General features: G+C 57.4%; 17 protein-coding genes, 2 tRNA genes and 1 pseudogene. 11 read left to right on the plus strand and 9 right to left on the minus strand.

Annotated elements, in window-relative coordinates:
* The 3 genes from rutC to rutA are packed head-to-tail and all read right to left on the minus strand — an operon-like array spanning position 1 to position 2179.
* On the minus strand, positions 1–387 hold the full coding sequence (gene rutC, locus ACWYRJ_RS08390) for a pyrimidine utilization protein C (protein WP_010429508.1): 387 nt from the start codon (positions 385–387) through the stop codon (positions 1–3).
* A gap of 11 nt (positions 388–398) precedes the next feature.
* Positions 399–1088, minus strand: a complete 690-nt coding sequence (gene rutB / locus ACWYRJ_RS08395) for a pyrimidine utilization protein B (protein WP_115874698.1) — start codon at positions 1086–1088, stop codon at positions 399–401.
* Positions 1088–2179 (minus strand): pyrimidine utilization protein A, encoded by a 1092-nt coding sequence (rutA, locus tag ACWYRJ_RS08400; protein WP_111964494.1) that lies wholly within the window; start codon positions 2177–2179, stop codon positions 1088–1090. Before rutA ends, rutB begins: the two co-directional genes overlap by 1 nt.
* A 245-nt stretch (positions 2180–2424) precedes the next feature.
* Between rutA and rutR the strand changes: the two genes are divergently transcribed.
* The gene (gene rutR, locus ACWYRJ_RS08405; RefSeq protein WP_008499819.1) at positions 2425–3063 is read left to right on the plus strand and encodes an HTH-type transcriptional regulator RutR; all 639 of its coding nucleotides are present in this window, start codon (positions 2425–2427) and stop codon (positions 3061–3063) included.
* On the opposite strand, the gene ACWYRJ_RS08410 is transcribed toward rutR, so the two are convergent.
* Together ACWYRJ_RS08410 and putA are read right to left on the minus strand one after the other, a co-directional pair.
* Positions 3060–3455 (minus strand): lysozyme inhibitor LprI family protein, encoded by a 396-nt coding sequence (locus tag ACWYRJ_RS08410; protein ID WP_115874700.1) that lies wholly within the window; start codon positions 3453–3455, stop codon positions 3060–3062. The genes rutR and ACWYRJ_RS08410 overlap by 4 nt on opposite strands.
* 51 nt (positions 3456–3506) lie before the next feature.
* Positions 3507–7469: a trifunctional transcriptional regulator/proline dehydrogenase/L-glutamate gamma-semialdehyde dehydrogenase gene (putA, locus tag ACWYRJ_RS08415; protein ID WP_455507722.1), complete on the minus strand. Its 3963-nt coding sequence runs from the start codon at positions 7467–7469 to the stop codon at positions 3507–3509.
* A 423-nt stretch (positions 7470–7892) separates the two neighbouring features.
* Between putA and putP the strand changes: the two genes are divergently transcribed.
* Both putP and ACWYRJ_RS08425 read left to right on the plus strand, forming a co-directional pair.
* Positions 7893–9401: a sodium/proline symporter PutP gene (gene putP / locus ACWYRJ_RS08420; protein ID WP_111964491.1), complete on the plus strand. Its 1509-nt coding sequence runs from the start codon at positions 7893–7895 to the stop codon at positions 9399–9401.
* Positions 9402–9518: 117 nt separating this feature from the next.
* Positions 9519–9938, plus strand: coding sequence for a DUF3574 domain-containing protein (locus tag ACWYRJ_RS08425; protein WP_032648964.1), 420 nt, complete (start codon positions 9519–9521; stop codon positions 9936–9938).
* Between the two features lie 70 nt (positions 9939–10008).
* Here the strand turns inward: ACWYRJ_RS08425 and ACWYRJ_RS08430 are convergent, their stop codons facing one another.
* Positions 10009–11193 carry a NupC/NupG family nucleoside CNT transporter gene (locus tag ACWYRJ_RS08430; protein ID WP_127730349.1) on the minus strand — a complete coding sequence of 395 codons (1185 nt, stop codon included), beginning with the start codon at positions 11191–11193 and terminating at the stop codon, positions 10009–10011.
* 251 nt (positions 11194–11444) lie between these two features.
* Between ACWYRJ_RS08430 and efeU the strand changes: the two genes are divergently transcribed.
* From efeU to phoH, 4 genes are all read left to right on the plus strand, one after another.
* On the plus strand, positions 11445–12278 hold the full coding sequence (efeU, locus tag ACWYRJ_RS08435) for an iron uptake transporter permease EfeU (RefSeq protein WP_111964489.1): 834 nt from the start codon (positions 11445–11447) through the stop codon (positions 12276–12278).
* Positions 12279–12319: 41 nt separating this feature from the next.
* Positions 12320–13447 (plus strand): iron uptake system protein EfeO, encoded by a 1128-nt coding sequence (gene efeO / locus ACWYRJ_RS08440; protein ID WP_111964488.1) that lies wholly within the window; start codon positions 12320–12322, stop codon positions 13445–13447.
* A 5-nt stretch (positions 13448–13452) separates the two neighbouring features.
* The gene (gene efeB / locus ACWYRJ_RS08445) at positions 13453–14736 is read left to right on the plus strand and encodes an iron uptake transporter deferrochelatase/peroxidase subunit (protein ID WP_127730355.1); all 1284 of its coding nucleotides are present in this window, start codon (positions 13453–13455) and stop codon (positions 14734–14736) included.
* A gap of 500 nt (positions 14737–15236) precedes the next feature.
* Entirely contained in the window at positions 15237–16025 is a 789-nt protein-coding gene (phoH, locus tag ACWYRJ_RS08450) for a phosphate starvation-inducible protein PhoH (protein WP_024908976.1), read from the plus strand.
* Positions 16026–16215: 190 nt separating this feature from the next.
* Here the strand turns inward: phoH and ACWYRJ_RS08455 are convergent.
* Together ACWYRJ_RS08455 and ACWYRJ_RS08460 are read right to left on the minus strand one after the other, a co-directional pair.
* Positions 16216–16303 (minus strand) — tRNA-Ser (locus ACWYRJ_RS08455).
* Between the two features lie 228 nt (positions 16304–16531).
* Positions 16532–17392: a pirin family protein gene (locus ACWYRJ_RS08460; protein WP_115874707.1), complete on the minus strand. Its 861-nt coding sequence runs from the start codon at positions 17390–17392 to the stop codon at positions 16532–16534.
* A 109-nt stretch (positions 17393–17501) separates the two neighbouring features.
* Here ACWYRJ_RS08460 and ACWYRJ_RS08465 point away from each other — a divergent pair, with 109 nt between their 5' ends.
* The gene (locus ACWYRJ_RS08465; protein ID WP_136194671.1) at positions 17502–18407 is read left to right on the plus strand and encodes a LysR family transcriptional regulator; all 906 of its coding nucleotides are present in this window, start codon (positions 17502–17504) and stop codon (positions 18405–18407) included.
* A 134-nt stretch (positions 18408–18541) separates the two neighbouring features.
* Here the strand turns inward: ACWYRJ_RS08465 and ACWYRJ_RS08470 are convergent.
* Positions 18542–18629: transfer RNA gene (locus ACWYRJ_RS08470), tRNA-Ser, on the minus strand.
* A 232-nt stretch (positions 18630–18861) separates the two neighbouring features.
* Between ACWYRJ_RS08470 and ghrA the strand changes: the two genes are divergently transcribed.
* The 3 genes and pseudogenes from ghrA to ACWYRJ_RS08485 form a co-directional block, all read left to right on the plus strand.
* Positions 18862–19800: a glyoxylate/hydroxypyruvate reductase GhrA gene (gene ghrA / locus ACWYRJ_RS08475; RefSeq protein WP_111964483.1), complete on the plus strand. Its 939-nt coding sequence runs from the start codon at positions 18862–18864 to the stop codon at positions 19798–19800.
* Between the two features lie 84 nt (positions 19801–19884).
* Complete coding sequence (locus ACWYRJ_RS08480; RefSeq protein WP_111964482.1) at positions 19885–20622, plus strand: phosphatase; 738 nt, start codon at positions 19885–19887, stop codon at positions 20620–20622.
* 21 nt (positions 20623–20643) lie between these two features.
* Positions 20644–20883: pseudogene (locus ACWYRJ_RS08485) on the plus strand (molecular chaperone); the annotation flags it as partial.

Raw genomic sequence — 20883 nt, forward strand, 5'->3', positions numbered from 1 at the left:
TCACTTCGCGATGTGCGCAACGGTGGCGATCTCAACCAGCGCCTCCGGTTTCACCAGGCCGCACTGAATGCAGAACCGGGCCGGCTTATCGCCGGGGAAGAACTCGGCGTAGATTTCGTTAATCGCGGCGTAGTTTTTCCAGTCGGTGATAAAGATGCTGTTGAAGGTCACGTCCTCCATCGTGCCACCGGCCGTTTCGATCACGGTTTTGATCGTCTCCAGCACGTGGCGGGTTTGCGCCTTTGGGTCGTTGATAAACACCACGTTGTTGTCTTTATCAAACGGCAGCGTGCCGGAGACATACACCACGCCGTCGGCAAGGGTGCCGGGGACAAACGGGGCGATGGGCGTGCTGGTGCCCGGCGGGATGATTACGGATTTCGGCATCAGATGTCTCCTCAGGCGATACGGGCGAGCGGGGGATTCAGGGCGTCGCAGAACTCGGTGACGCTGCTGACCCAGCCAAAAAAGGTTTCGATATTGAACAGGGCCGCCTTCTGGGCGAATTCCGGCCCGGCCTGATGGGTCGCGTCTTCCAGCACCACGCCAAAATACTCGAGGAAAAAGCCGTCGCGCAGGGTCGACTCCACGCAGACGTTGGTGGCAATGCCGGTGAAGACCAGGTGGCGAATGCCCCGGCTGCGCAGCAGGCTGTCGAGCGGCGTGTTGAAAAAGCCGCTGTAGCGCGGTTTGGGCAGGACGATATCACCCGCCTGCGGGACCAGCTCATCCACCAGCTGATAGTCCCAGCCGCCTTTCGCCAGCAGCTTGCCCTGCAGTTCGGGCCGTTTACGCATGGTTTTCAGGGCGTTCGACTTGTGGAAGTTGGGCGAGCCGGGGCCACCGGCCTCGACGTACTGGTCATCCCAGCCGTTCTGGAACCAGATGATGAGCATGCCCGCAGCGCGCGCGGCGGCGACGGCGGTTTTAATGTTCGCGATCACCGGCTGCGTAGCGGAGACGTCGAAGCCCGCCAGGTCCAGATAGCCGCCCTGGCTGGCGTAGGCGTTTTGCATGTCCACCACGATCAGCGCGCTCTGCTCCGGCGTGAAGGTAATGGCTTCCGGGCGTGCGTTAAGGGTCGTCATTATGCCACCTCCTTCGTGACGGCAGGAACGTGGGCGCGGCACTGCATCAGCGGCTGGATGCGCTCGCCGAAGGTTTCCACGCCGGTGAGGAAATCATCGAAGGTCAGGAGGACGCCTTCCGCACCGGGCACGGCCGCCACTTCGTCAAGCATTCTGGCGACGCTGGCGTACGAGCCGACCAGCGTGCCCATGTTGATATTGACGGCAGAGGTCGGGTCGGCCATCTGGCGCACGTTTGTGTCTGCGCCGGAGCGGGTATCCTTCTGGCTCTGCTCGGTAAGCCAGCTCAGGGCCTCCTCGTCGGCGCCGTCCTTATAGCGCTCCCATTTCGCGCGCGCGGCGTCGTCGGTTTCGTCTGCTATCACCATGAACAGCACGTAGGAGCCCACGTCGCGCCCGGTTTTGTCGGCGGCCTCTTTCATGCGAGCGGCGGTCGGGGCGAAGGCGGCAGGCGTGTTAACGCCTTTACCGAAGCAGAAGTTGAAGTCGGCGTATTTGGCGGAGAATTCCATCCCCGCGTCGCTCTGTCCGGCGCAAATCACCTTCATCGGCACCGACGGCTGCGGGCTGACGCGACAGTCGTTCATGGTGAAGAAGTCACCCTTAAAATCGCTTTTGCCGGTACCCCACAGATCGCGCAGAACCTGCACGTATTCGGTCAGGTAGTCGTAGCGACGCGAGAAGTAATCGTCACCCGGCCAGAGCCCCATCTGCTCGTACTCGGGTTTTTGCCAGCCGGTAACCAGGTTGACGCCAAAGCGTCCGCCGGAAATGGAGTCAATGGTGGAGGCCATGCGCGCGACGATCGCCGGGGGCAGGGTAAGCGTGGCGGCGGTGGCGTAGATCTGGATCCGCGAGGTGACTGCCGCCAGCCCAGCCATCAGAGTGAAGGACTCCAAGTTGTGATCCCAGAATTCGGTTTTGCCGCCAAAGCCGCGCAGCTTGATCATCGAAAGCGCAAAGTCGAAATGGTAGTGCTCCGCTTTCTGCACGATGGCTTTATTGAGCTCAAAGGTCGGCATGTATTGCGGTGCAGTGGTCGAGATAAGCCAGCCGTTGTTGCCGATGGGTACAAATACGCCAATTTTCATCACGAACCTCTCTTCATTACGTCGCAGGTGTAACGGTGATTTTGCAAAGGCAGTGCCAGTTTTGAAAATGGCAGTGTTATTAGTGTGTTAATCAGAAGTTGGTGGATTGATGCAGCTAAATGTGGACTAACTGGTCAAAAACATTGCACAGAAAACAGGCATTCATGCGCGATCGAAGTGCAGGATGTCGTGGTGAGACGGGGGTTTTGCTATGCTGAGGGCAACGCAGAATAAGGAGAGCGGGAATGACACAAGGCGCAGTGAAAACACCAGGTAAACGTTCGCAGGCGGTGAGCGCCAAGAAGCAGGCGATCCTCAGCGCGGCGCTGGAGACGTTTTCGCAGTTTGGCATTCACGGCACGCGCCTGGAGCAGGTGGCGGAGCAGTCCGGGGTATCCAAAACCAATCTGCTCTACTATTACCCGTCGAAAGAGGCGCTGTATGTCGCGGTGATGCAGCAGATCCTCGATATCTGGCTGGCGCCGCTGAAAGCGTTTCGCGAAGAGCTGGCCCCGCTGGTAGCGATCAAGGAGTACATTCGCCTGAAGCTGGAGGTGTCGCGCGATTACCCGCAGGCATCAAGGCTGTTTTGTCTTGAGATGCTGCAGGGCGCGCCGCTGTTGCAGGCGGAGCTGACCGGAGATTTAAAACAGCTGGTGGACGACAAGTCGGCCATTATTGCCGGATGGGTTGCCAGCGGAAAGCTGGCCCCGGTCGATCCGCATCATTTGATCTTTATGATTTGGGCCTCCACCCAGCATTACGCTGACTTTGCGGCCCAGGTCGAGGCGGTGACCGGAAAAACGCTCCAGGACGAAGCGTTTTTCCACAGCACCCTGGAAAACGTGCAGCGGATGATTATTGAAGGGATCCGCTTACGTTAGTTTGCCGGCGGGAGAGGGCAGCTTAAGTCGCCCTCTTCACACTGCATCAGCGAGGCCAGAAACGCTTCGCGCTCCACGGTTTTTTCCGCCAGGCACTGGTTAACAATCATTGGCTGAACGCTCCCGCCTTCCGTACCCGAACCGATAAACGCGCAGTCCGCATCGCGCAGGGTAATCCACGCCTGCTGCGCTTTTTTCAGCAGATCTCGCTGAGGGGCTGCCGCACGCTTAACGGCCGCCTGGTAAGTCTGGTTGAGCTTTTTATCGGCAGCCTGGTACTGCTGAGCGCTACAGGTATTCAGTTCAAGCTGGGTGGTCGCTTTGTCGCACTCGTCGGCCAGCGCGCTGGCGCTCAGCAGCAGCGCTGCACTGGCGATAAGATATCGTTTCATATATTCCCCAATAAAATAAGGCTCCGTCTCCGGAGCCTTATTAGCACAGCGTTAACCTATTGTCATCAAACTGGCGTTACCGCCCGCCGCCGCGGTGTTGACGCTGAGCGAGCGCTCCACGTACAGACGCTCCAGCAGCAGGTTGGTTTCCCCGCGCGCAAAGCCCTGCACCGAAACAATCGCCCCGCTGCGGGCCGCAACCTGCTCGCACAGCTCGCGGAGCTGATCGGAATCACCGTGGTAGATCACCGCATCAAACGGCTGGGTCAGCAGGATATCGGCTTTCGCAAAGCGAATGCGGGCCGAGACCGCCTTCGGCAGCTGTTTAGCGAGATCGCGATGCAGAGCATCTTCCGGCCACAGCACTTCACAGCCGGTGGCCATGGCGGCGGCCAGCTGTACCAGCGCGTCCTGCTCGTTATCCGCCACGCACAGCACGCGCTCGCGCGGCATCAGCGTCCAGGTGTTGCGCTCGCCGGTTGGTCCCGGAAGCAGACGCTGCGTACCGGCCTGCGCCAGCTCGCCGTACTGCTGTGCGACAGCACGCAGTTCAGGACGTTTTTCCGCCCAGGCGATCAGCGCCTCCAGCGGCTGGGTCAGTACGGTTTTCAGCTGTGCATCGACTGGATACTCCGCATCCTGGCGAGCCAGGGTGACGCCCAGCGCGTTCTCCGGACGGTTCGCCAGCAGACGGTACAGGTAGAGCGGACCGCCCGCTTTCGGACCAGTGCCGGAAAGGCCTTCACCGCCGAACGGCTGTACGCCCACGACCGCGCCAACCATGTTGCGGTTAACGTACAGGTTGCCCACTTTGGCGCTGCCGGTCACCTGCGCAATGGTCTCGTCGATACGGGTATGCACGCCGAGCGTCAGGCCATAGCCTGAGGCGTTGATCTGCTCAACCAGCTCGTTGAGGTTGTTACGGTTGTAGCGCACCACGTGCAGTACCGGACCGAAGACCTCTTTTTTCAGCTCGTCGAAGCTTGCCAGCTCGATAAGCGTAGGTGGCACAAAGGTGCCGGTCCGCCACTCGCGGGTATCTTCGCTGTTCTCGCGCACCGCCTGGAACACCGGGCGGCCTTTCGCGCGCATGGTCTGAATGTGGTTTTCGATGTTGGCTTTGGCTTCCGCGTCGATCACCGGCCCGATGTCGGTGGTGAGACGGCCCGGGTTGCCCATGCGGCATTCGGCCATCGCGCCGCGCAGCATCTTCAGCGTGTGGTCCGCCACGTCATCCTGCAGGCACAGCACGCGCAGGGCGGAGCAGCGCTGACCGGCGCTGTCGAAGGCGGAGGCCAGTACGTCAACCACCACCTGCTCGGTGAGGGCGGAGGAGTCAACGATCATGGCGTTCATGCCGCCGGTTTCCGCGATGAGCGGAGTAGGACGACCCTGCGCATCCAGACGGGTGGCAATATTGCGCTGCAGCAGCGAGGCCACTTCGGTCGAGCCAGTAAACATCACGCCGCGTACGCGGTTATCGGAGGTCAGTTTGGCGCCCACGGTTTCACCGCGGCCCGGCAGCAGCTGGACCACGCCCGCCGGTACGCCTGCCTCCAGAAGAATGTTGATGCCCTGCGCGGCAATCAGCGGGGTCTGCTCCGCCGGTTTTGCCAGCACGCTGTTGCCTGCGGCCAGGGCGGCGGCAATCTGGCCGGTGAAGATCGCCAGCGGGAAGTTCCACGGGCTGATACAGACGACCGGACCCAGCGGACGGTGGGTTTCGTTATCGAAATCATCGCGCACCTGACCGGCGTAGTAGTGCAGGAAGTCGACGGCCTCGCGTACTTCGGCGATGGCGTTGCTGAAGGTTTTACCCGCTTCGCGCACCAGAATGCCGATGAGCGACTGCATCTGATCTTCCATCAGCACCGCCGCGCGTTCCAGAATGGCGGCGCGCTCCTGCGGCGGCGTGGCGAACCAGATAGGGGCGTTATTCACCGCGCTGTCCAGCGCCTGATCCACTTCCGCTTCTGTCGCTTCACGCACGTAGCCGACGATATCTTTTGGCTCTGCCGGGTTGATGACCGGCTGCATGTCGCCGTCATCAACGGGCTGCTCCAGCATCGGTTTGGCCTGCCACTTCTGCAGCGCGCTGTTGAGCAGGGCAGAGGAGAGGGACGCCAGACGGTGTTCGTTGGCGAGATCCAGACCCGCCGAGTTGACCCGGCCTTTGCCGTATAGCTCGCGCGGCAGGGCAATTTTCGGATGCGGCAGACCAATCTGGCCTTCCTGCGCGGCCATCTTCTCAACGGCCTGTAACGGGTCGGCCACCAGCTCGTCCAGCGGCAGCGTGGTGTCGGCGATACGGTTAACGAAGGAGGTGTTCGCGCCGTTTTCCAGCAGACGACGAACCAGGTACGCCAGCAGGGTTTCGTGCGTGCCCACCGGAGCATAGATACGGCACGGGCGGTTTAGCTTGCCGTCCGCCACTTTACCTGTGACCTGCTCGTAAAGCGGTTCACCCATGCCGTGCAGGCACTGGAACTCGTACTGGCCCGGATAGTAGTTTTGCCCGGCCAGACAGTAGATCGCCGCCAGGGTGTGTGCGTTGTGGGTAGCGAACTGCGGATAGATCAGGTTCGGCACGCCGAGCAGCTTTTTCGCGCAGGCGAGGTAAGAGACGTCGGTGTAAACCTTACGGGTATAGACCGGATAGCCTTCCAGCCCTTCCATCTGGGCGCGTTTGATTTCGCTATCCCAGTAGGCGCCTTTCACCAGGCGGATCATCAGGCGACGACGGCTGCGGCTGGCCAGGTCAATCAGGTAATCAATGACGAACGGGCAGCGCTTCTGGTAGGCCTGGATAACGAAGCCAATCCCGTTCCAGCCTGCCAGCTCCGGCTCGAAGCACAGTTTTTCCAGCAGATCGAGGGAGATCTCCAGACGGTCGGCCTCTTCGGCGTCGATGTTAATGCCGATGTCATACTGGCGCGCCAGCAGGGTCAGGGATTTCAGGCGCGGGTAGAGCTCTTCCATCACCCGGTCGTACTGCGCGCGGCTGTAGCGCGGGTGCAGGGCGGAGAGCTTAATCGAGATGCCCGGGCCTTCATAAATACCGCGACCGTTGGACGCTTTACCAATGGCGTGGATCGCCTGCTGGTAAGAAACCATGTAGGCCTGCGCGTCGGCGGCGGTCAGGGCCGCTTCACCGAGCATGTCGTACGAATAGCGGAAACCTTTGTCTTCCAGCTTGCGGGCGTTCGCCAGCGCTTCGGCAATGGTTTCCCCGGTCACAAACTGTTCGCCCATCAGACGCATCGCCATGTCCACGCCCTTGCGGATCAGCGGCTCGCCGCTCTTGCCGATGATGCGGTTCAGGGAGCGTGACAGGTTGGCTTCGTTATGGGTCGAAACCAGTTTGCCGGTAAACAGCAGGCCCCAGGTTGCCGCGTTAACGAACAGCGACGGGCTGCGGCCAATGTGCGAATGCCAGTTGCCGTTGCTGATCTTGTCGCGGATCAGCGCGTCGCGGGTGGCTTTATCCGGAATACGCAGCAGCGCTTCCGCCAGGCACATCAGCGCCACGCCTTCCTGAGAGGAGAGGGAGAACTCCTGTAGCAAACCCTGAACCATTCCGGCGCGGCCGGTGGCGGTTTTCTGGTTACGCAGCTTGTCGGCTAACTGATACGCCAGGCTGTGCGCCTGTGCGGCAATGGCGTCAGGCAGGCGAGCTTGCTCCAGCAGCATCGGCACGGCGTCGGTTTCGGCGCGGCGGTAGGCGCCGGTAATGGCGGCGCGGCTGACGGACTGCGGCAGGATCTGCTCGGCAAATTCAAGGAACGGCTGATGGCTTTCGTCGCCAGCGGCCGGCGCCTCTTCGCTTTCATTGGCGGCACCGGCGAGCAGGGCAGGCAGCTCCGGCAGGCCCTCATCGCTCTCGAGTCTTTCGAGATAGTTAAAAATCGCCTGCTTAATTAACCAGTGCGGCGTGCGGTCAATGCGGGTTGCTGCGGTCTTAATCCGTTCGCGGGTCGCGTCATCCAGCTTAACCCCCATGGTGGTCATACCCATGCCAAAGCTCCTGTTGTTCTGTAATAGCGTTCTGTAGATAGCGTGAAATATCCTCCATGTTGCAACTTTGTGCAACCGTGTTAAATGTGACCTGGTTTGCAACACAGAAAATGAATGGATTGTTAACGAATGGTTAGCTGGAAAAACGTGCTGGCTTTGTCGCGGAAAGCCTGGTTTTATGCGGAAGTTAACACTTTTCAAAGGTGCAACCCGTAAAAGCGTGAGCGAGTGCAACCTATAGGAAACTCGTATCAAACCGGGGATGAAATTGATGTAAATGCAGTGTTAAATCGTTTGTCAGCGGAGGGCGCATACGGCAGGATAGCGCGCCCAACCGAAACACAAGATACCGTCACCTCGTTCCGGTGATCATATAACAAGGCAACCCGGACGGTTGTCGCTCGACACTTTTGGAGAATTTGAATGGCTATTAGCACACCGATGCTGGTGACATTTCTCGTTTATATTTTTGGCATGATCCTGATAGGGTTTTTGGCGTGGCGTTCCACGAAAAACTTTGACGACTACATTCTGGGCGGACGCAGTTTAGGCCCGATGGTGACCGCACTCTCTGCGGGCGCATCCGACATGAGCGGATGGCTGCTGATGGGTCTGCCGGGTGCGATTTTCATCTCCGGTATCTCGGAAAGCTGGATCGCCATCGGTTTGACCGTCGGCGCGTGGATCAACTGGAAGCTGGTGGCAGGCCGTCTGCGCGTGCATACCGAAGCCAATAACAACGCCCTGACGCTGCCGGATTACTTCACCGGACGTTTTGAAGATAACAGCCGCATCCTGCGTATTATCTCTGCGGTGGTTATCCTGCTGTTCTTCACCATCTACTGCGCCTCCGGCATCGTGGCCGGCGCGCGCCTGTTCGAAAGCACCTTCGGCATGAGCTACGAAACCGCTCTGTGGGCCGGTGCCGCTGCGACCATTCTCTATACCTTCGTGGGCGGGTTCCTGGCGGTAAGCTGGACCGACACCGTGCAGGCGAGCCTGATGATCTTCGCCCTGATCCTGACCCCGGTGATTGTGATTTTCACCGTTGGCGGCTTTGGCGAATCGCTGGAAGTGATCAAGCAGAAGAGCATTGAAAACGTCGACATGCTGAAAGGGCTGAACTTCGTGGCCATCGTCTCTCTGATGGGCTGGGGTCTGGGCTACTTCGGTCAGCCGCACATTCTGGCGCGCTTTATGGCGGCGGATTCTCACCACACCATCGTACATGCCCGTCGCATCAGTATGACGTGGATGATCCTGTGTCTGGCGGGTGCGTGCGCTGTTGGCTTCTTCGGTATCGCCTACTTCAGCAACAACCCGGCGCAGGCGGGTGCGGTGAACCAGAACGCCGAACGCGTGTTCATTGAGCTGGCGCAGATTCTGTTTAACCCGTGGATTGCCGGTATTCTGCTCTCCGCGATCCTGGCGGCGGTGATGTCCACCCTGAGCTGCCAGCTGCTGGTCTGCTCCAGTGCGATCACCGAAGACCTCTATAAGGCCTTCCTGCGTAAAAACGCAAGCCAGAAAGAGCTGGTGTGGGTCGGGCGCTTCATGGTGCTGGCGGTTGCGCTGGTGGCGATTGCGCTGGCGGCTAACCCGGAGAACCGCGTGCTGGGTCTTGTTAGCTACGCGTGGGCGGGCTTCGGTGCGGCATTTGGTCCGGTCGTCCTGTTCTCCGTCATGTGGTCCCGTATGACCCGCAACGGCGCGCTGGCGGGAATGATTATCGGTGCGGTGACCGTTATCGTCTGGAAACAGTTCGCCTGGCTGGGCCTGTACGAAATCATTCCTGGCTTCATCTTCGGCAGCATCGGTATCGTGGTGTTTAGCCTGCTGGGTAAAGCGCCGTCTGCCTCCATGCAGAAACGCTTTGCGGAAGCCGACGCGCATTACCACACTGCGCCGCCGTCTAAGCTTCAGGCAGAATAATTTTTCTCGCTGCACAATACAGGCCGGGTGAGCGCAAGCGCCACCCGGCTTTTTTCTTGCCAAAATCCGTAATTTCCTGTGATATCCATGTGCTTATAACAATGAGGATAGCGAAGCATGACAATCAAAACAGGGTTAATGGCGGCGGCATTATTGATGCTGGCGGGCTGCAACGCGCCATCGCAGCATGCTGCGGTGGAGACCTGCAAAGCGGATAACCAGATGCAGCAAACCACGCTCTATTTCGGCTTAAACCGTCCTGCCGGGGCGCAGATTACCAGCAACGAGTGGCAGCAGTTTGTTGACCAGGACGTGACGCCGCGCTTTCGCGATGGCTTAACGGTGTTTGATGCGCGCGGGCAATGGCTGGGGAACGACGGGAAAGTGGCGCGCGAGCCGAGCAAGGCGTTGATGCTGATACATGGAAAAGATGCGCAGAGCGAGAAGAACATCGAAGCGTTGCGCGGGATTTATAAGTCACGCTTCGCGCAGGAGTCCGTGATGCGTGTCGACCAGCCGGTGTGCGTGCAGTTTTAATGAAAACGGCGGGAATTCCCGCCGTTGTTGTTTTGTAGGCCGGGTATGCGAAGCGCCACCCGGCATTGCATCAGAGCACCAACCCCGCAAAGCTCGCCGACAGTAAACTTACCAGCGTTGCTCCATACACCAGACGCAGGCCGAAACGCGACACCACGTTCCCCTGCTGCTCGTTAAGACCCTTAATCGCTCCGGCCACAATGCCGATGGATGCGAAGTTCGCGAACGACACCAGGAAGACGGATAAAATCCCTAGCCCGCGCGGGGACATCTGATGAGCGATTTTTTGCAGCTCAATCATCGCCACAAATTCATTCGCCACCAGCTTGGTCGCCATAATACTGCCCGCGTTCAGGGCGTCACCCAGCGGAATACCCACCAGCCACGCCAGGGGATAAAATACATAGCCCAGAATCTGCTGGAAACTCATGCCAAATACGCTGGAGAAGAGGGCGTTAACGGCGCTAATAAGCGCGATGAAGCCAATCAGCATCGCCAGAATAATCATCGCCACCTTAAAACCGGCCAGAATATACTCGCCGAGCATTTCGAAGAAGCTCTGCGATTCATGCAGTTTTTCCAGCTTGATATCCGGCTCCGCTTCCGGGCGTGCCGGGTTGATGACCGAAAGAATAATAAAGGTGCTGAACATGTTCAGAATCAGTGCGGCGACAACAAATTTGGCGTCGAGCATGGTCATATACGCGCCGACAATCGACAGGGAGACCGTCGACATCGCCGTGGCTGCCATGGTGAAGAGACGACGGGAAGAGAGATCCCCCAGCACGCCTTTGTAGGCAATGAAGTTTTCCGACTGGCCGAGTATCAGCGAGCTAACCGCGTTAAAGGATTCCAGCTTACCCATGCCGTTCAGTTTCGACAGCAGCGTACCGATCACCCGAATAAAAATCGGCAGGATCCGCCAGTGCTGAAGAATACCAATCAGCGCGGAAATAAAAATAATTGGGCAAAGCACGCCGAGGAAAATGAACGCCAGCCCTTTTTCACCCATACCGCCAAAGACGAAATTGGTGCCTTCGCCAGCAAATTTGAGCAGTGACTCAAAAAATCCCGAGACGTATTTAATCAGGAATAACCCGCTTTCGGCGTGCAGGAAAAAGAACGCCAGGGCAATTTCAATGACAATCAGCTGTAAAACAAAACGAATGCGAATTTTTCGGCGGTCGAAACTTACCAGCCAGGCAAGCGCGAGAATAATCACCAGCGCCAGCAGGAAATGGACAATTTTAAACATAATTTATTTTCACCAGGTGTTTGAGGCGGATATTTAGCCACAGCCCTGAATCAGCGTAAATGGGCATTTTCGTTATAACTTATAAACTTAACGATAACTTATGTAACTATTATCAGGCTGGGCGTTTACAACTCGTCATCAAAACACCGCACATTTCGCTTGTTTTTCTTTTCGCCGTAATGATAATCACTATCACAAGAATTTACCTTTCTTTGCATCAGTTGACCGCGATAAACATTTAAGGTGTCGGCATGTTTGTTCCATTTCTCATTATGTTACGTGAAGGGCTCGAAGCCGCCCTTATCGTGAGCCTTATCGCCAGTTATCTGAAGCGAACCCAGCGCGGACGCTGGATTGGCGTCATGTGGGTCGGGGTATTCCTTGCCGCGGCGCTCTGCCTGGGCTTAGGTGTCCTCATCAACGAAACCACCGGCGAGTTCCCGCAGAAAGAGCAGGAGCTGTTTGAAGGTATCGTCGCCGTGATTGCGGTGGTGATCCTCACCTGGATGGTGTTCTGGATGCGTAAAGTCTCGCGTAACGTGAAGGTGCAGCTGGAGCAGGCGGTGGACAATGCCCTGCAGAAGGGGAACAACCACGGCTGGGCGCTCATTATGATGGTCTTTTTCGCCGTCGCGCGTGAAGGCCTGGAGTCTGTTTTCTTCCTGCTGGCGGCGTTTCAGCAGGATGTGGGGATCTGGCCGCCGCTCGGGGCCATGCTGGGTCTCGCCACGGCCGTGGTGCTTGGTTTCCTGTTGTACTGGGGCGGTATCCGCCTGAACCTGGGCGCTTTCTTCAAGTGGACCAGCCTGTTTATTCTGCTGGTGGCGGCAGGGCTGGCGGCAGGGGCGATTCGCGCCTTCCATGAAGCGGGCCTGTGGAACCACTTCCAGGACGTCGCGTTCGACCTTAGCAACGTGCTCTCCACGCACTCTCTGACCGGCACTCTGCTCGAAGGTATCTTCGGCTATCAGGAAACGCCGAGCGTCAGCGAAGTGGCGATTTACTTTATCTATCTGGTTCCGGCGCTGGTGCTGTTCGCAATGCCGCCGCGTACCGGCACGCAGGCGTCTCGCGTTACGCCATAATAGTTGATTTAGTTACAACATGCTTTTTAAAGGGAAGAGTCATGGCAATTCAGTTCCGTCGTAGTGCGTTATGCGCAGGCATTGCCGCGCTGTTCGCTTCTGCATTCTCCGCCTGGGGCGCGGATGTTCCACAGGTTAAGGTCACCGTCAACGACAAGCAGTGTGAGCCGATGACCCTCACGGTGAACAGCGGCAAAACCCAGTTTATTATTCAGAACCACAGCCAGAAGGCGCTGGAGTGGGAGATCCTTAAAGGCGTTCTGGTGGTGGAAGAGCGTGAAAATATCGCTCCTGGCTTTAGCCAGAAGATGACTGCCAACCTGCAGCCGGGCGAATATGAGATGACCTGCGGTCTGCTGACCAACCCGAAAGGTAAGCTTATCGTCAAAGGTGAAGCAACGGCCGATGCGGCGAAAGGCGCTGCGGTGCTGAGCCTGGGCGATGCGATTACCGCGTATAAAGCGTACGTCACGAAAGAGACCGCGGATCTGGCGGCGGCAACCAAAGCCTTTACCGATGCGGTGAAGGCCGGTGATATCGAAAAAGCAAAATCCCTGTATGCGCCAACCCGTCAGCACTACGAGCGCATCGAGCCGATCGCCGAGCTGTTCTCTGACCTTGATGGCAGCATCGACGCCCGCGAAGATGATTTCGAGCAGAAGGCCGCCGATCCGAAATTCACCGGTTTCCACCGTCTGGAGAAAGCCCTGTTTGGCGACAATTCCACCAAAGGGATGGAGAAATACGCTGAGCAGCTGAACGGCGACGTGCTGGAGCTGCAAAAGCGCATCAGCGAGCTGGCCTTCCCGCCGTCAAAAGTGGTGGGCGGCGCGGCCGGCCTGATTGAAGAAGTGGCCGCGAGCAAAATCAGCGGCGAAGAGGATCGCTATAGCCATACCGATCTGTGGGACTTCCAGGCCAACGTCGACGGCGCGCAGAAAATCGTTAACCTCCTGCGTCCTCAGCTGCAGAAAGAGAACGGCGAGCTGCTGGGCAAGGTGGATGCCAACTTCAAAAAAGTCGACACCATCCTGGCGAAGTACCGCACCAAAGACGGGTTTGAGACCTACGACAAGCTGACCGACGCTGACCGTAACGCGCTGAAAGGCCCGATTACCGCCCTGGCGGAAGATCTCTCCCTGCTGCGTGGCGTACTGGGTCTGGACTAAGCACGATGAATAAGCATAGCGAGAACGACGTGGTTGAGCCTTCACGTCGTCGGTTGTTAAAAGGGGTAGGGGCGCTGGGGGGCGCGCTTGCTCTGGCTGGCGGGTGTCCGGTAGCGCACGCGGCGAAACCGCAAAGCGCGCCCGGCACGCTGTCACCCAATGCCCGCATGGAGACGCAGCCGTTTTATGGCGAGCATCAGGCGGGCATCCTGACGCCGCAGCAGGCGTCGATGATGCTGGTGGCCTTTGATTCGCTGGCCAGCGATAAAGCCGATCTGGAACGTCTGTTCCGCCTGCTGACGAAGCGCATTGCGTTTCTTACCGCCGGTGGACCAGCGCCCGATACGCCGAACCCGCGTCTGCCGCCAATGGACTCCGGCATTCTGGGGCCGTTTATCGCCCCTGACAACCTGACCATTACCGTTTCGCTGGGGGAATCGCTGTTTGATACACGCTATGGGCTGGCAAAACAGAAGCCGAAAGCGCTGCAAAAAATGACGCGTTTCCCGAATGATTCCCTGGATGCCGCCCTCTGCCACGGCGATCTGCTTCTGCAGATTTGCGCCAATACGCAGGACACGGTGATCCACGCCCTGCGCGACATCATCAAGCACACGCCGGATCTGCTAAGCGTGCGCTGGAAGCGGGAAGGGTTTATCTCGGACCACGCCGCCCGCAGCAAGGGGAAAGAGACCCCGGTGAACCTGCTGGGCTTCAAGGATGGCACGGCCAACCCGGACAGCCACGATGGTGCGCTCATGAAGGAGGTGGTGTGGGTCACTGCCGATCAGGGCGAACCGGCATGGGCGGTGGGCGGCAGCTACCAGGCGGTGAGGATTATCCAGTTCCACGTGGAGTTCTGGGACCGCACGCCGCTCAAAGAGCAGCAGACGATCTTCGGTCGCGATAAGCAAAGCGGCGCGCCGCTCGGCATGAAGAACGAGCATGACGTGCCCGACTACGCCAGCGATCCTAATGGCGATGTGATTGCGCTGGACAGCCACATTCGTCTGGCCAATCCGCGCACCAAAGAGACGCAGTCCAGTCTGATGATGCGTCGGGGATACAGCTACTCGCTCGGCGTGACTAACTCCGGTCAGCTCGATATGGGGCTGCTGTTCGTCTGCTACCAGCACGATCTGGAAAAGGGCTTCCTCACCGTGCAGAAGCGCTTAAACGGAGAGGCGCTGGAAGAGTACATTAAACCTATCGGCGGAGGCTATTTCTTTGCCCTGCCGGGCGTGCGCGACAGCAGCGCGTATCTCGCTCAGAGTCTTATTGAAGCCTGATAATTGTCCCTGCGACGATTCGCAGGGACATTATTTTTTCATATGACTATCCTGCTGTTATATTTCTGTAATATTTCTATATGAGACTGATTTCAACTGTAGGGACAGTCCTAAAAGTTGCATTCAGGTAAAATAAATGTTGCATTTATGATAACTCCTGATGTACTTAAGATAAGACAGCGGTAGTTCCCGGCAGTGATGCTGAATCACTATGGAGATCGCGAATGGTTGCGTCCTGTACTGGACAAGGTAAACATAACAACCGCAGCACCCGGCGCGGAGGCTCAGACTCCGGCAGCGATTTCCTCACCACTAAATTTTCCCCCCTCCCTCAAGAATCTGATTCGACCGACGTGCAGAACGGTGCGCGTAGCTGTTCCGTATCGTCATCCGATAGTGCAAGCAATGGCTTACAAGGAAGCCAACCCTCTGATGTTCGTGCGCATAATCGTGCCGACGCTGGCGCGTGTGATGAATACCAACAACTCAAGGTGCTATCCATGGGAAGACAAAAAGCAGTGATCAAAGCTCGTCGCGAAGCAAAACGTGTGCTGAGACGGGATTCACGTAGCCATAAACAGCGTGAAGAAGAATCGGTCACCTCGCTTGTGCAGATGAGTGGCGTAGAAGCAATTGGCATGGCCCGAGACAGCCGTGATAATTCTCCAATTGTGGCGCGCAATGAGGCTCAGGCGCACTACCTGAATGCTATCGAGAGTAAACAGCTCATCTTTGCAACCGGTGAAGCCGGATGCGGGAAAACCTGGATCAGTGCAGCCAAAGCGGCGGAAGCGCTGATCCATAAGGACGTGGAAAGAATCATTGTTACCCGTCCGGTACTGCAGGCTGATGAAGATCTCGGCTTCTTGCCCGGTGATATTTCGGAGAAGTTTGCCCCGTACTTCAGGCCCGTCTATGACGTGCTGGTGAAGCGGCTGGGTGCATCCTTCATGCAGTACTGCCTGCGGCCAGAGATTGGCAAGGTGGAAATCGCGCCGTTCGCCTATATGCGCGGACGTACATTTGAAAATGCGGTCGTCATTCTTGACGAGGCTCAGAACGTGACCGCTGCGCAAATGAAGATGTTTTTAACGCGCCTCGGGGAGAACGTGACGGTTATCGTTAACGGCGATATTACCCAGTGTGACCTGCCGTCCGGCGTGAAATCCGGACTGAGCGACGCCATGTCACGTTTTGAGGAAGATGAGATGATTGGGGTGGTACGTTTCACTAAAGAGGACTGCGTGCGATCGGCGCTCTGCCAGCGCACGCTGCAAGCGTATTACTGAGTTTGCTGTTGCGTTCAAGGCCCGGGAAACCGGGCTTTGTTTTTTGTGCGGGCAGCCTGTTCGCTGCGCTCACAGTCTGTCCAACTGGCTGCGCCAGTTGTCGAACCCCGGTCGGGGATTCTCATCCCCCCTTTTCGGAGAATATAAAAGAAAAAAGCCCGTACTTTCGTACGAGCTCTCATCTTAAATATGGCGGTGAGGGGGGGATTCGAACCCCCGATACGTTGCCGTATACACACTTTCCAGGCGTGCTCCTTCAGCCACTCGGACACCTCACCATATTGTTTTGCTGCCTCACAGCTTGGGGGGCAACGGGGCGCTACTATAGGGAGTTGCGCTGACACGGTCAAGCAGATTTTCAGCTTTAGTGCCTGTTCGGTTAAGCAATAATCAGCTCCACGGTTTTTCGCCGTGGAGCAGGGGATTAACGCTGCGAATCGAGAACTTAACGGTTTAAGCGGGCGCTGGATCTCGGAGATCACAGCGGCAGTCCTCCTTTATTACGTTCAGATCTGGCCGAAGCGGCCGGAATTGAAATCACGAATGGCTTCGTTGATTTCACTCTTAGTGTTCATCACAAACGGGCCATAGCCCACGATCGGTTCATTCAGCGGCTCGCCGGCCATCAGCAGCACTTTTGCATCGCTGTTCGCCTCCAGGTGCAGTTTGTCACCTTCCTGACTCAATACGACCAGCTGGGCTTCACCCGCCTGAGTTGCACCGTTCACCGTGATGCTGCCTTCAAGCACGACCAGCGCCGTGCTCCAGCCTTCAGGCTGATTGAGCGTCAGATGGCTTCCCTGGTTCAGAGCGATGTCCCAGACGTTAAGCGGCGAGAAGGTGTGCGCCGGGCCGGTCACCGTGTCGTAGCGACCGGCAATAACTCGCAGCGAACCGCTGTTATCCGGCAGCGTCACCACCGGGATGTCGGCTTTCGTGATGCTCTGGTAGCCCGGTGCCGCCATCTTGTCTTTCGCCGGCAGGTTGACCCAAAGCTGCATCATTTTCAGTTCCCCGCCTTTCTGTGAGAACGCGCTGGAGTGGAACTCCTCGTGCAAAATGCCTGCCCCTGCGGTCATCCACTGCACGTCGCCGGGACCAATGACGCCGCCTTTACCCGTGGAGTCGCGATGCTCCACTTCACCGGCATAGACGATAGTGACCGTTTCAAAACCCCGGTGAGGGTGTTGACCCACCCCACGTTTCGCACCATCAGCCGGAAAGGTATATGGGCCCGCGTAGTCCAGCAGCAGGAACGGGCTGAGCGGCTCGCCGTGCGTCTGATAAGAAAACATTGAACGGACCGGGAAACCATCGCCAACCCAGTGCTGGCGGGGAGCGGTATAAACGCCTGTTACGTTTTTCATGATTAACTCCTGATGTTCTGTTGATGTAATTAGCTTATATTCAGGGTCAATATCCCGGTAGATAGTGAAAATGGCATTCACTGTTCTGAAAATAGAACGATGAGGTTTTATGCAGGATCTCAATGACTTTGTCTGGTTTGTGAAGGTGGTGGACTACGGTGGCTTTGCTGCGGCGGGAAGGGCGCTTGATTTACCGAAGTCCAGGCTAAGCCGCCGGATAGGGCAGCTGGAAGAGCGTCTTGGCGTACGGCTCATCCATAGAACAACCCGGCATTTTACGGTGACCGAGGTCGGCCAGACGTTCTATCAGCACTGCAAAGCGATGATGGTGGAGGCCGAGGCTGCCGAGGAAGCCGTGGCGGCACTGCAGGCCGAACCGCGCGGTATCGTCAGGATCACGTGCCCGATAACCTTACTGCATGTCCACGTTGGTCCGATGCTGGCAAGATTTATGGCGCGCTACCCCGGGATCAATCTTCAGCTTGAGGCGACTAACCGGCGGGTAGATCTGGTGGGAGAGGGCGTGGATATCGCGATCCGCGTACGCCCGCGTCCGTTTGATGACAGTGACCTGGTGTTAAGGGTGCTGGCTGATCGGGGGCATTGCCTGGTGGCAAGCCCGGCGTTGATTGCCCGTCTGGGGGAACCGTCAATGCCGTCTGAACTCAGCGCCTGGCCTGGATTAAGTATGGGGGAGGGAAAGCACAACCATAAGTGGGCACTTTCCGGACCCGACGGGGCGAAAGCGGAGATCCATTACCATCCCCGTTTGATCAGTACGGATATGCTCGCGCTGCGTGAAGCCGCCATGGCAGGCATTGGCGTGGTGCAGTTGCCGATTTTGATGGTGAAGGATCAGCTTGCGTCCGGTGAGCTGGTCCGGGTGCTTGAGGCATGGGAACCCAGACGGGAAGTGATTCATGCCGTTTATCCTTCAAGACGCGGTTTGCTGCCCTCCGTTAGGGCGCTGGTGGATTTTCTGACCGAAGAGTATGCGAAGATGGTGGAAGACTAGTTTTTTCCAGGTCGGGTAAGCGCAGCGCCACCCGACATGAGTTTCGCACAGAGCCACAAGGTTCGAATCCCTCCTGCATGCGTACAATATGCGAAAAAAAAGCCCGCATTTTCATGCGAGCTCTTCTTTAAATATGGCGGTGAGGGGGGGATTCGAACCCCCGATACGTTGCCGTATACACACTTTCCAGGCGTGCTCCTTCAGCCACTCGGACACCTCACCATATTGTCATCCCGTTGTTGACGGGACGGGCGCTAATGTAAGGAAAAGCCGAACTGCCGTCAACTCACTTTTTCAGTAATTTAGCGCGTTTAGACAAACTTCAGGCAACATGATTCTTAAATGTGCATAAAATGCCTCTTTTATCAGCAACGCGGTTTCCTTATAAATTTGTTATGCTGACAATCCACTTGAAAATGAAAGCAAAACAGCGCAATAAAAGGCAGGAATGACCATGGATATTCTCTTCTATCACCCTACATTTGATAACGCTTACTGGATTGACGCACTTTCGGCGGCGCTGCCCGGCGCACGCGTACGCGAGTGGAAGCGCGGCGATAATGAACATGCTGACTATGCGCTGGTCTGGCATCCTCCGGTAGAAATGCTCCAGGGCCGCAAGCTGAAGGCCGTTTTTGCCCTGGGAGCCGGCGTGGATTCCATTCTGAGCAAACTTAAGGCACACCCTGAAATGCTGCCGGAAGACGTTCCACTGTTCCGCCTGGAAGATACCGGAATGGGCCAGCAGATGCAGGAATATGCCGTGAGCCAGGTTCTGCACTGGTTCCGCCGCTTTGATGACTATCAGGCATTTAAACAGCAGGCCCGCTGGGAGCCGCTGCCGGATTATCGTCGTGAAGACTTTACCATCGGCATCCTCGGCGCGGGCGTGCTTGGCTCAAAAGTGGCTGAAGCCCTTGCTCCGTGGGGCTTTCCGCTGCGCTGCTGGAGTCGCAGCCGCAAAGATTATCCGGGCGTAGAGAGCTTTGCCGGGACGGATGAACTCCCGGCCTTTCTGAACGGGACGCGCGTGCTCATCAACCTGCTGCCCAATACGGCGGAAACGGTCGGTATCATTAATGAAGCGTTGCTCAATCAGCTCGTCGATCGGAGCTACCTGATGAACCTGGCGCGCGGGGTGCATCTGGTCGAGCCCGATCTGCTGAAGGCGCTGGACAGTGGAAAGCTTAAAGGTGCCATGCTGGATGTCTATAGCCGTGAGCCGCTACCCGCGGAAAGCCCGCTTTGGGCGCACCCGCGCGTCGCGATGACCCCTCACGTGGCCGCCGTGACGCGTCCGGCAGAAGCGGTGGCGTATATATCACATACCATCAGCGAACTGGAAAAGGGTAACCCGGTCACCGGCCAGGTCGACAGACAGCGCGGCTACTGAGATAAACCCGGCGTTCGCCGGGTTTTTGCTAATATTCGCCGCTGATAACTGCTATCCTTTGGAAAAACCGCAGAGGAGAGAGAGATGTATCCCGTTGACCTGCATATGCACACCGTCGCCAGTACCCACGCTTATAGCAACCTCCATGATTATATCGCCCAGGCGAAGCTTAAAGGCATCAAGCTGTTCGCGATCACCGATCATGGCCCGGATATGGCTGATGCGCCGCACTACTGGCATTTTGTGAATATGCGGATCTGGCCACGTCTGGTGGACGGCATTGGGATACTGCGCGGCATTGAGGCAAACATCAAAAATACCGACGGTGAGATCGACTGCACCGGCCCGATGCTGACGTCTCTTGACCTTATCCTCGCCGGCTTCCATGAGCCGGTTTTTGCTCCTCAGGATAAAGAGACCAATACCGCGGCGATGATTGCCACCATTGCCAGCGGCAATGTGCACATTATCAGTCATCCCGGTAACCCTAAATATCCGATTGATATTCAGGCTGTCGCGCAGGCGGCAGCGAAGCACCGCGTGGCGCTGGAGATTAATAACTCCTCTTTTGTTCACTCGCGTAAGGGCAGTGAAGCCAACTGTCGCGCCGTGGCGGCCGCCGTGCGTGATGCGGGCGGCATGGTGGCGTTGGGCTCAGATTCCCATACCGCGTTCACGCTGGGTGATTTCAGCGAGTGCCTGAAAGTGCTGAATGATGTTAACTTCCCGGAAGCGCAAATCCTGAACGTGACCCCACGCCGCATGCTCGATTTCCTTGAGTCCCGCGGAATGGAGCCGATTGCCGAATTTGCCGATCTTTAATTGTGTAATGGAATAATAAAAATGAACGAGTTTTCCATCCTCTGCCGCGTGCTGGGTACGCTCTATTATCGCCAGCCGCAAGACCCGCTGTTGGTTCCGCTTTTTACGTTGATTCGTGAAGGTAAACTGGCGCAGAACTGGCCGCTGGAACAGGATGATTTACTGGAACGTCTGCAAAAAAGCTGCGACATGCAGCAGATTGCGACGGACTACAATGCGCTGTTTGTCGGCGATGAGTGCCGCATTTCGCCATACCGTTCT

The organism is Enterobacter sp., assembly GCF_977039595.1.

Excerpts from the sequence above, each read along its gene's own strand:
- rutC (WP_010429508.1), bottom strand. The coding sequence starts at position 387 with ATGCCGAAATCCGTAATCATCCCGCCGGGCACCAGCACGCCCATCGCC.
- rutB (WP_115874698.1), bottom strand. The coding sequence starts at position 1,088 with ATGACGACCCTTAACGCACGCCCGGAAGCCATTACCTTCACGCCGGAG.
- rutA (WP_111964494.1), bottom strand. The coding sequence starts at position 2,179 with ATGAAAATTGGCGTATTTGTACCCATCGGCAACAACGGCTGGCTTATC.
- rutR (WP_008499819.1), top strand. The coding sequence starts at position 2,425 with ATGACACAAGGCGCAGTGAAAACACCAGGTAAACGTTCGCAGGCGGTG.
- ACWYRJ_RS08410 (WP_115874700.1), bottom strand. The coding sequence starts at position 3,455 with ATGAAACGATATCTTATCGCCAGTGCAGCGCTGCTGCTGAGCGCCAGC.
- putA (WP_455507722.1), bottom strand. The coding sequence starts at position 7,469 with ATGGGTATGACCACCATGGGGGTTAAGCTGGATGACGCGACCCGCGAA.
- putP (WP_111964491.1), top strand. The coding sequence starts at position 7,893 with ATGGCTATTAGCACACCGATGCTGGTGACATTTCTCGTTTATATTTTT.
- ACWYRJ_RS08425 (WP_032648964.1), top strand. The coding sequence starts at position 9,519 with ATGACAATCAAAACAGGGTTAATGGCGGCGGCATTATTGATGCTGGCG.
- ACWYRJ_RS08430 (WP_127730349.1), bottom strand. The coding sequence starts at position 11,193 with ATGTTTAAAATTGTCCATTTCCTGCTGGCGCTGGTGATTATTCTCGCG.
- efeU (WP_111964489.1), top strand. The coding sequence starts at position 11,445 with ATGTTTGTTCCATTTCTCATTATGTTACGTGAAGGGCTCGAAGCCGCC.
- efeO (WP_111964488.1), top strand. The coding sequence starts at position 12,320 with ATGGCAATTCAGTTCCGTCGTAGTGCGTTATGCGCAGGCATTGCCGCG.
- efeB (WP_127730355.1), top strand. The coding sequence starts at position 13,453 with ATGAATAAGCATAGCGAGAACGACGTGGTTGAGCCTTCACGTCGTCGG.
- phoH (WP_024908976.1), top strand. The coding sequence starts at position 15,237 with ATGGGAAGACAAAAAGCAGTGATCAAAGCTCGTCGCGAAGCAAAACGT.
- ACWYRJ_RS08460 (WP_115874707.1), bottom strand. The coding sequence starts at position 17,392 with ATGAAAAACGTAACAGGCGTTTATACCGCTCCCCGCCAGCACTGGGTT.
- ACWYRJ_RS08465 (WP_136194671.1), top strand. The coding sequence starts at position 17,502 with ATGCAGGATCTCAATGACTTTGTCTGGTTTGTGAAGGTGGTGGACTAC.
- ghrA (WP_111964483.1), top strand. The coding sequence starts at position 18,862 with ATGGATATTCTCTTCTATCACCCTACATTTGATAACGCTTACTGGATT.
- ACWYRJ_RS08480 (WP_111964482.1), top strand. The coding sequence starts at position 19,885 with ATGTATCCCGTTGACCTGCATATGCACACCGTCGCCAGTACCCACGCT.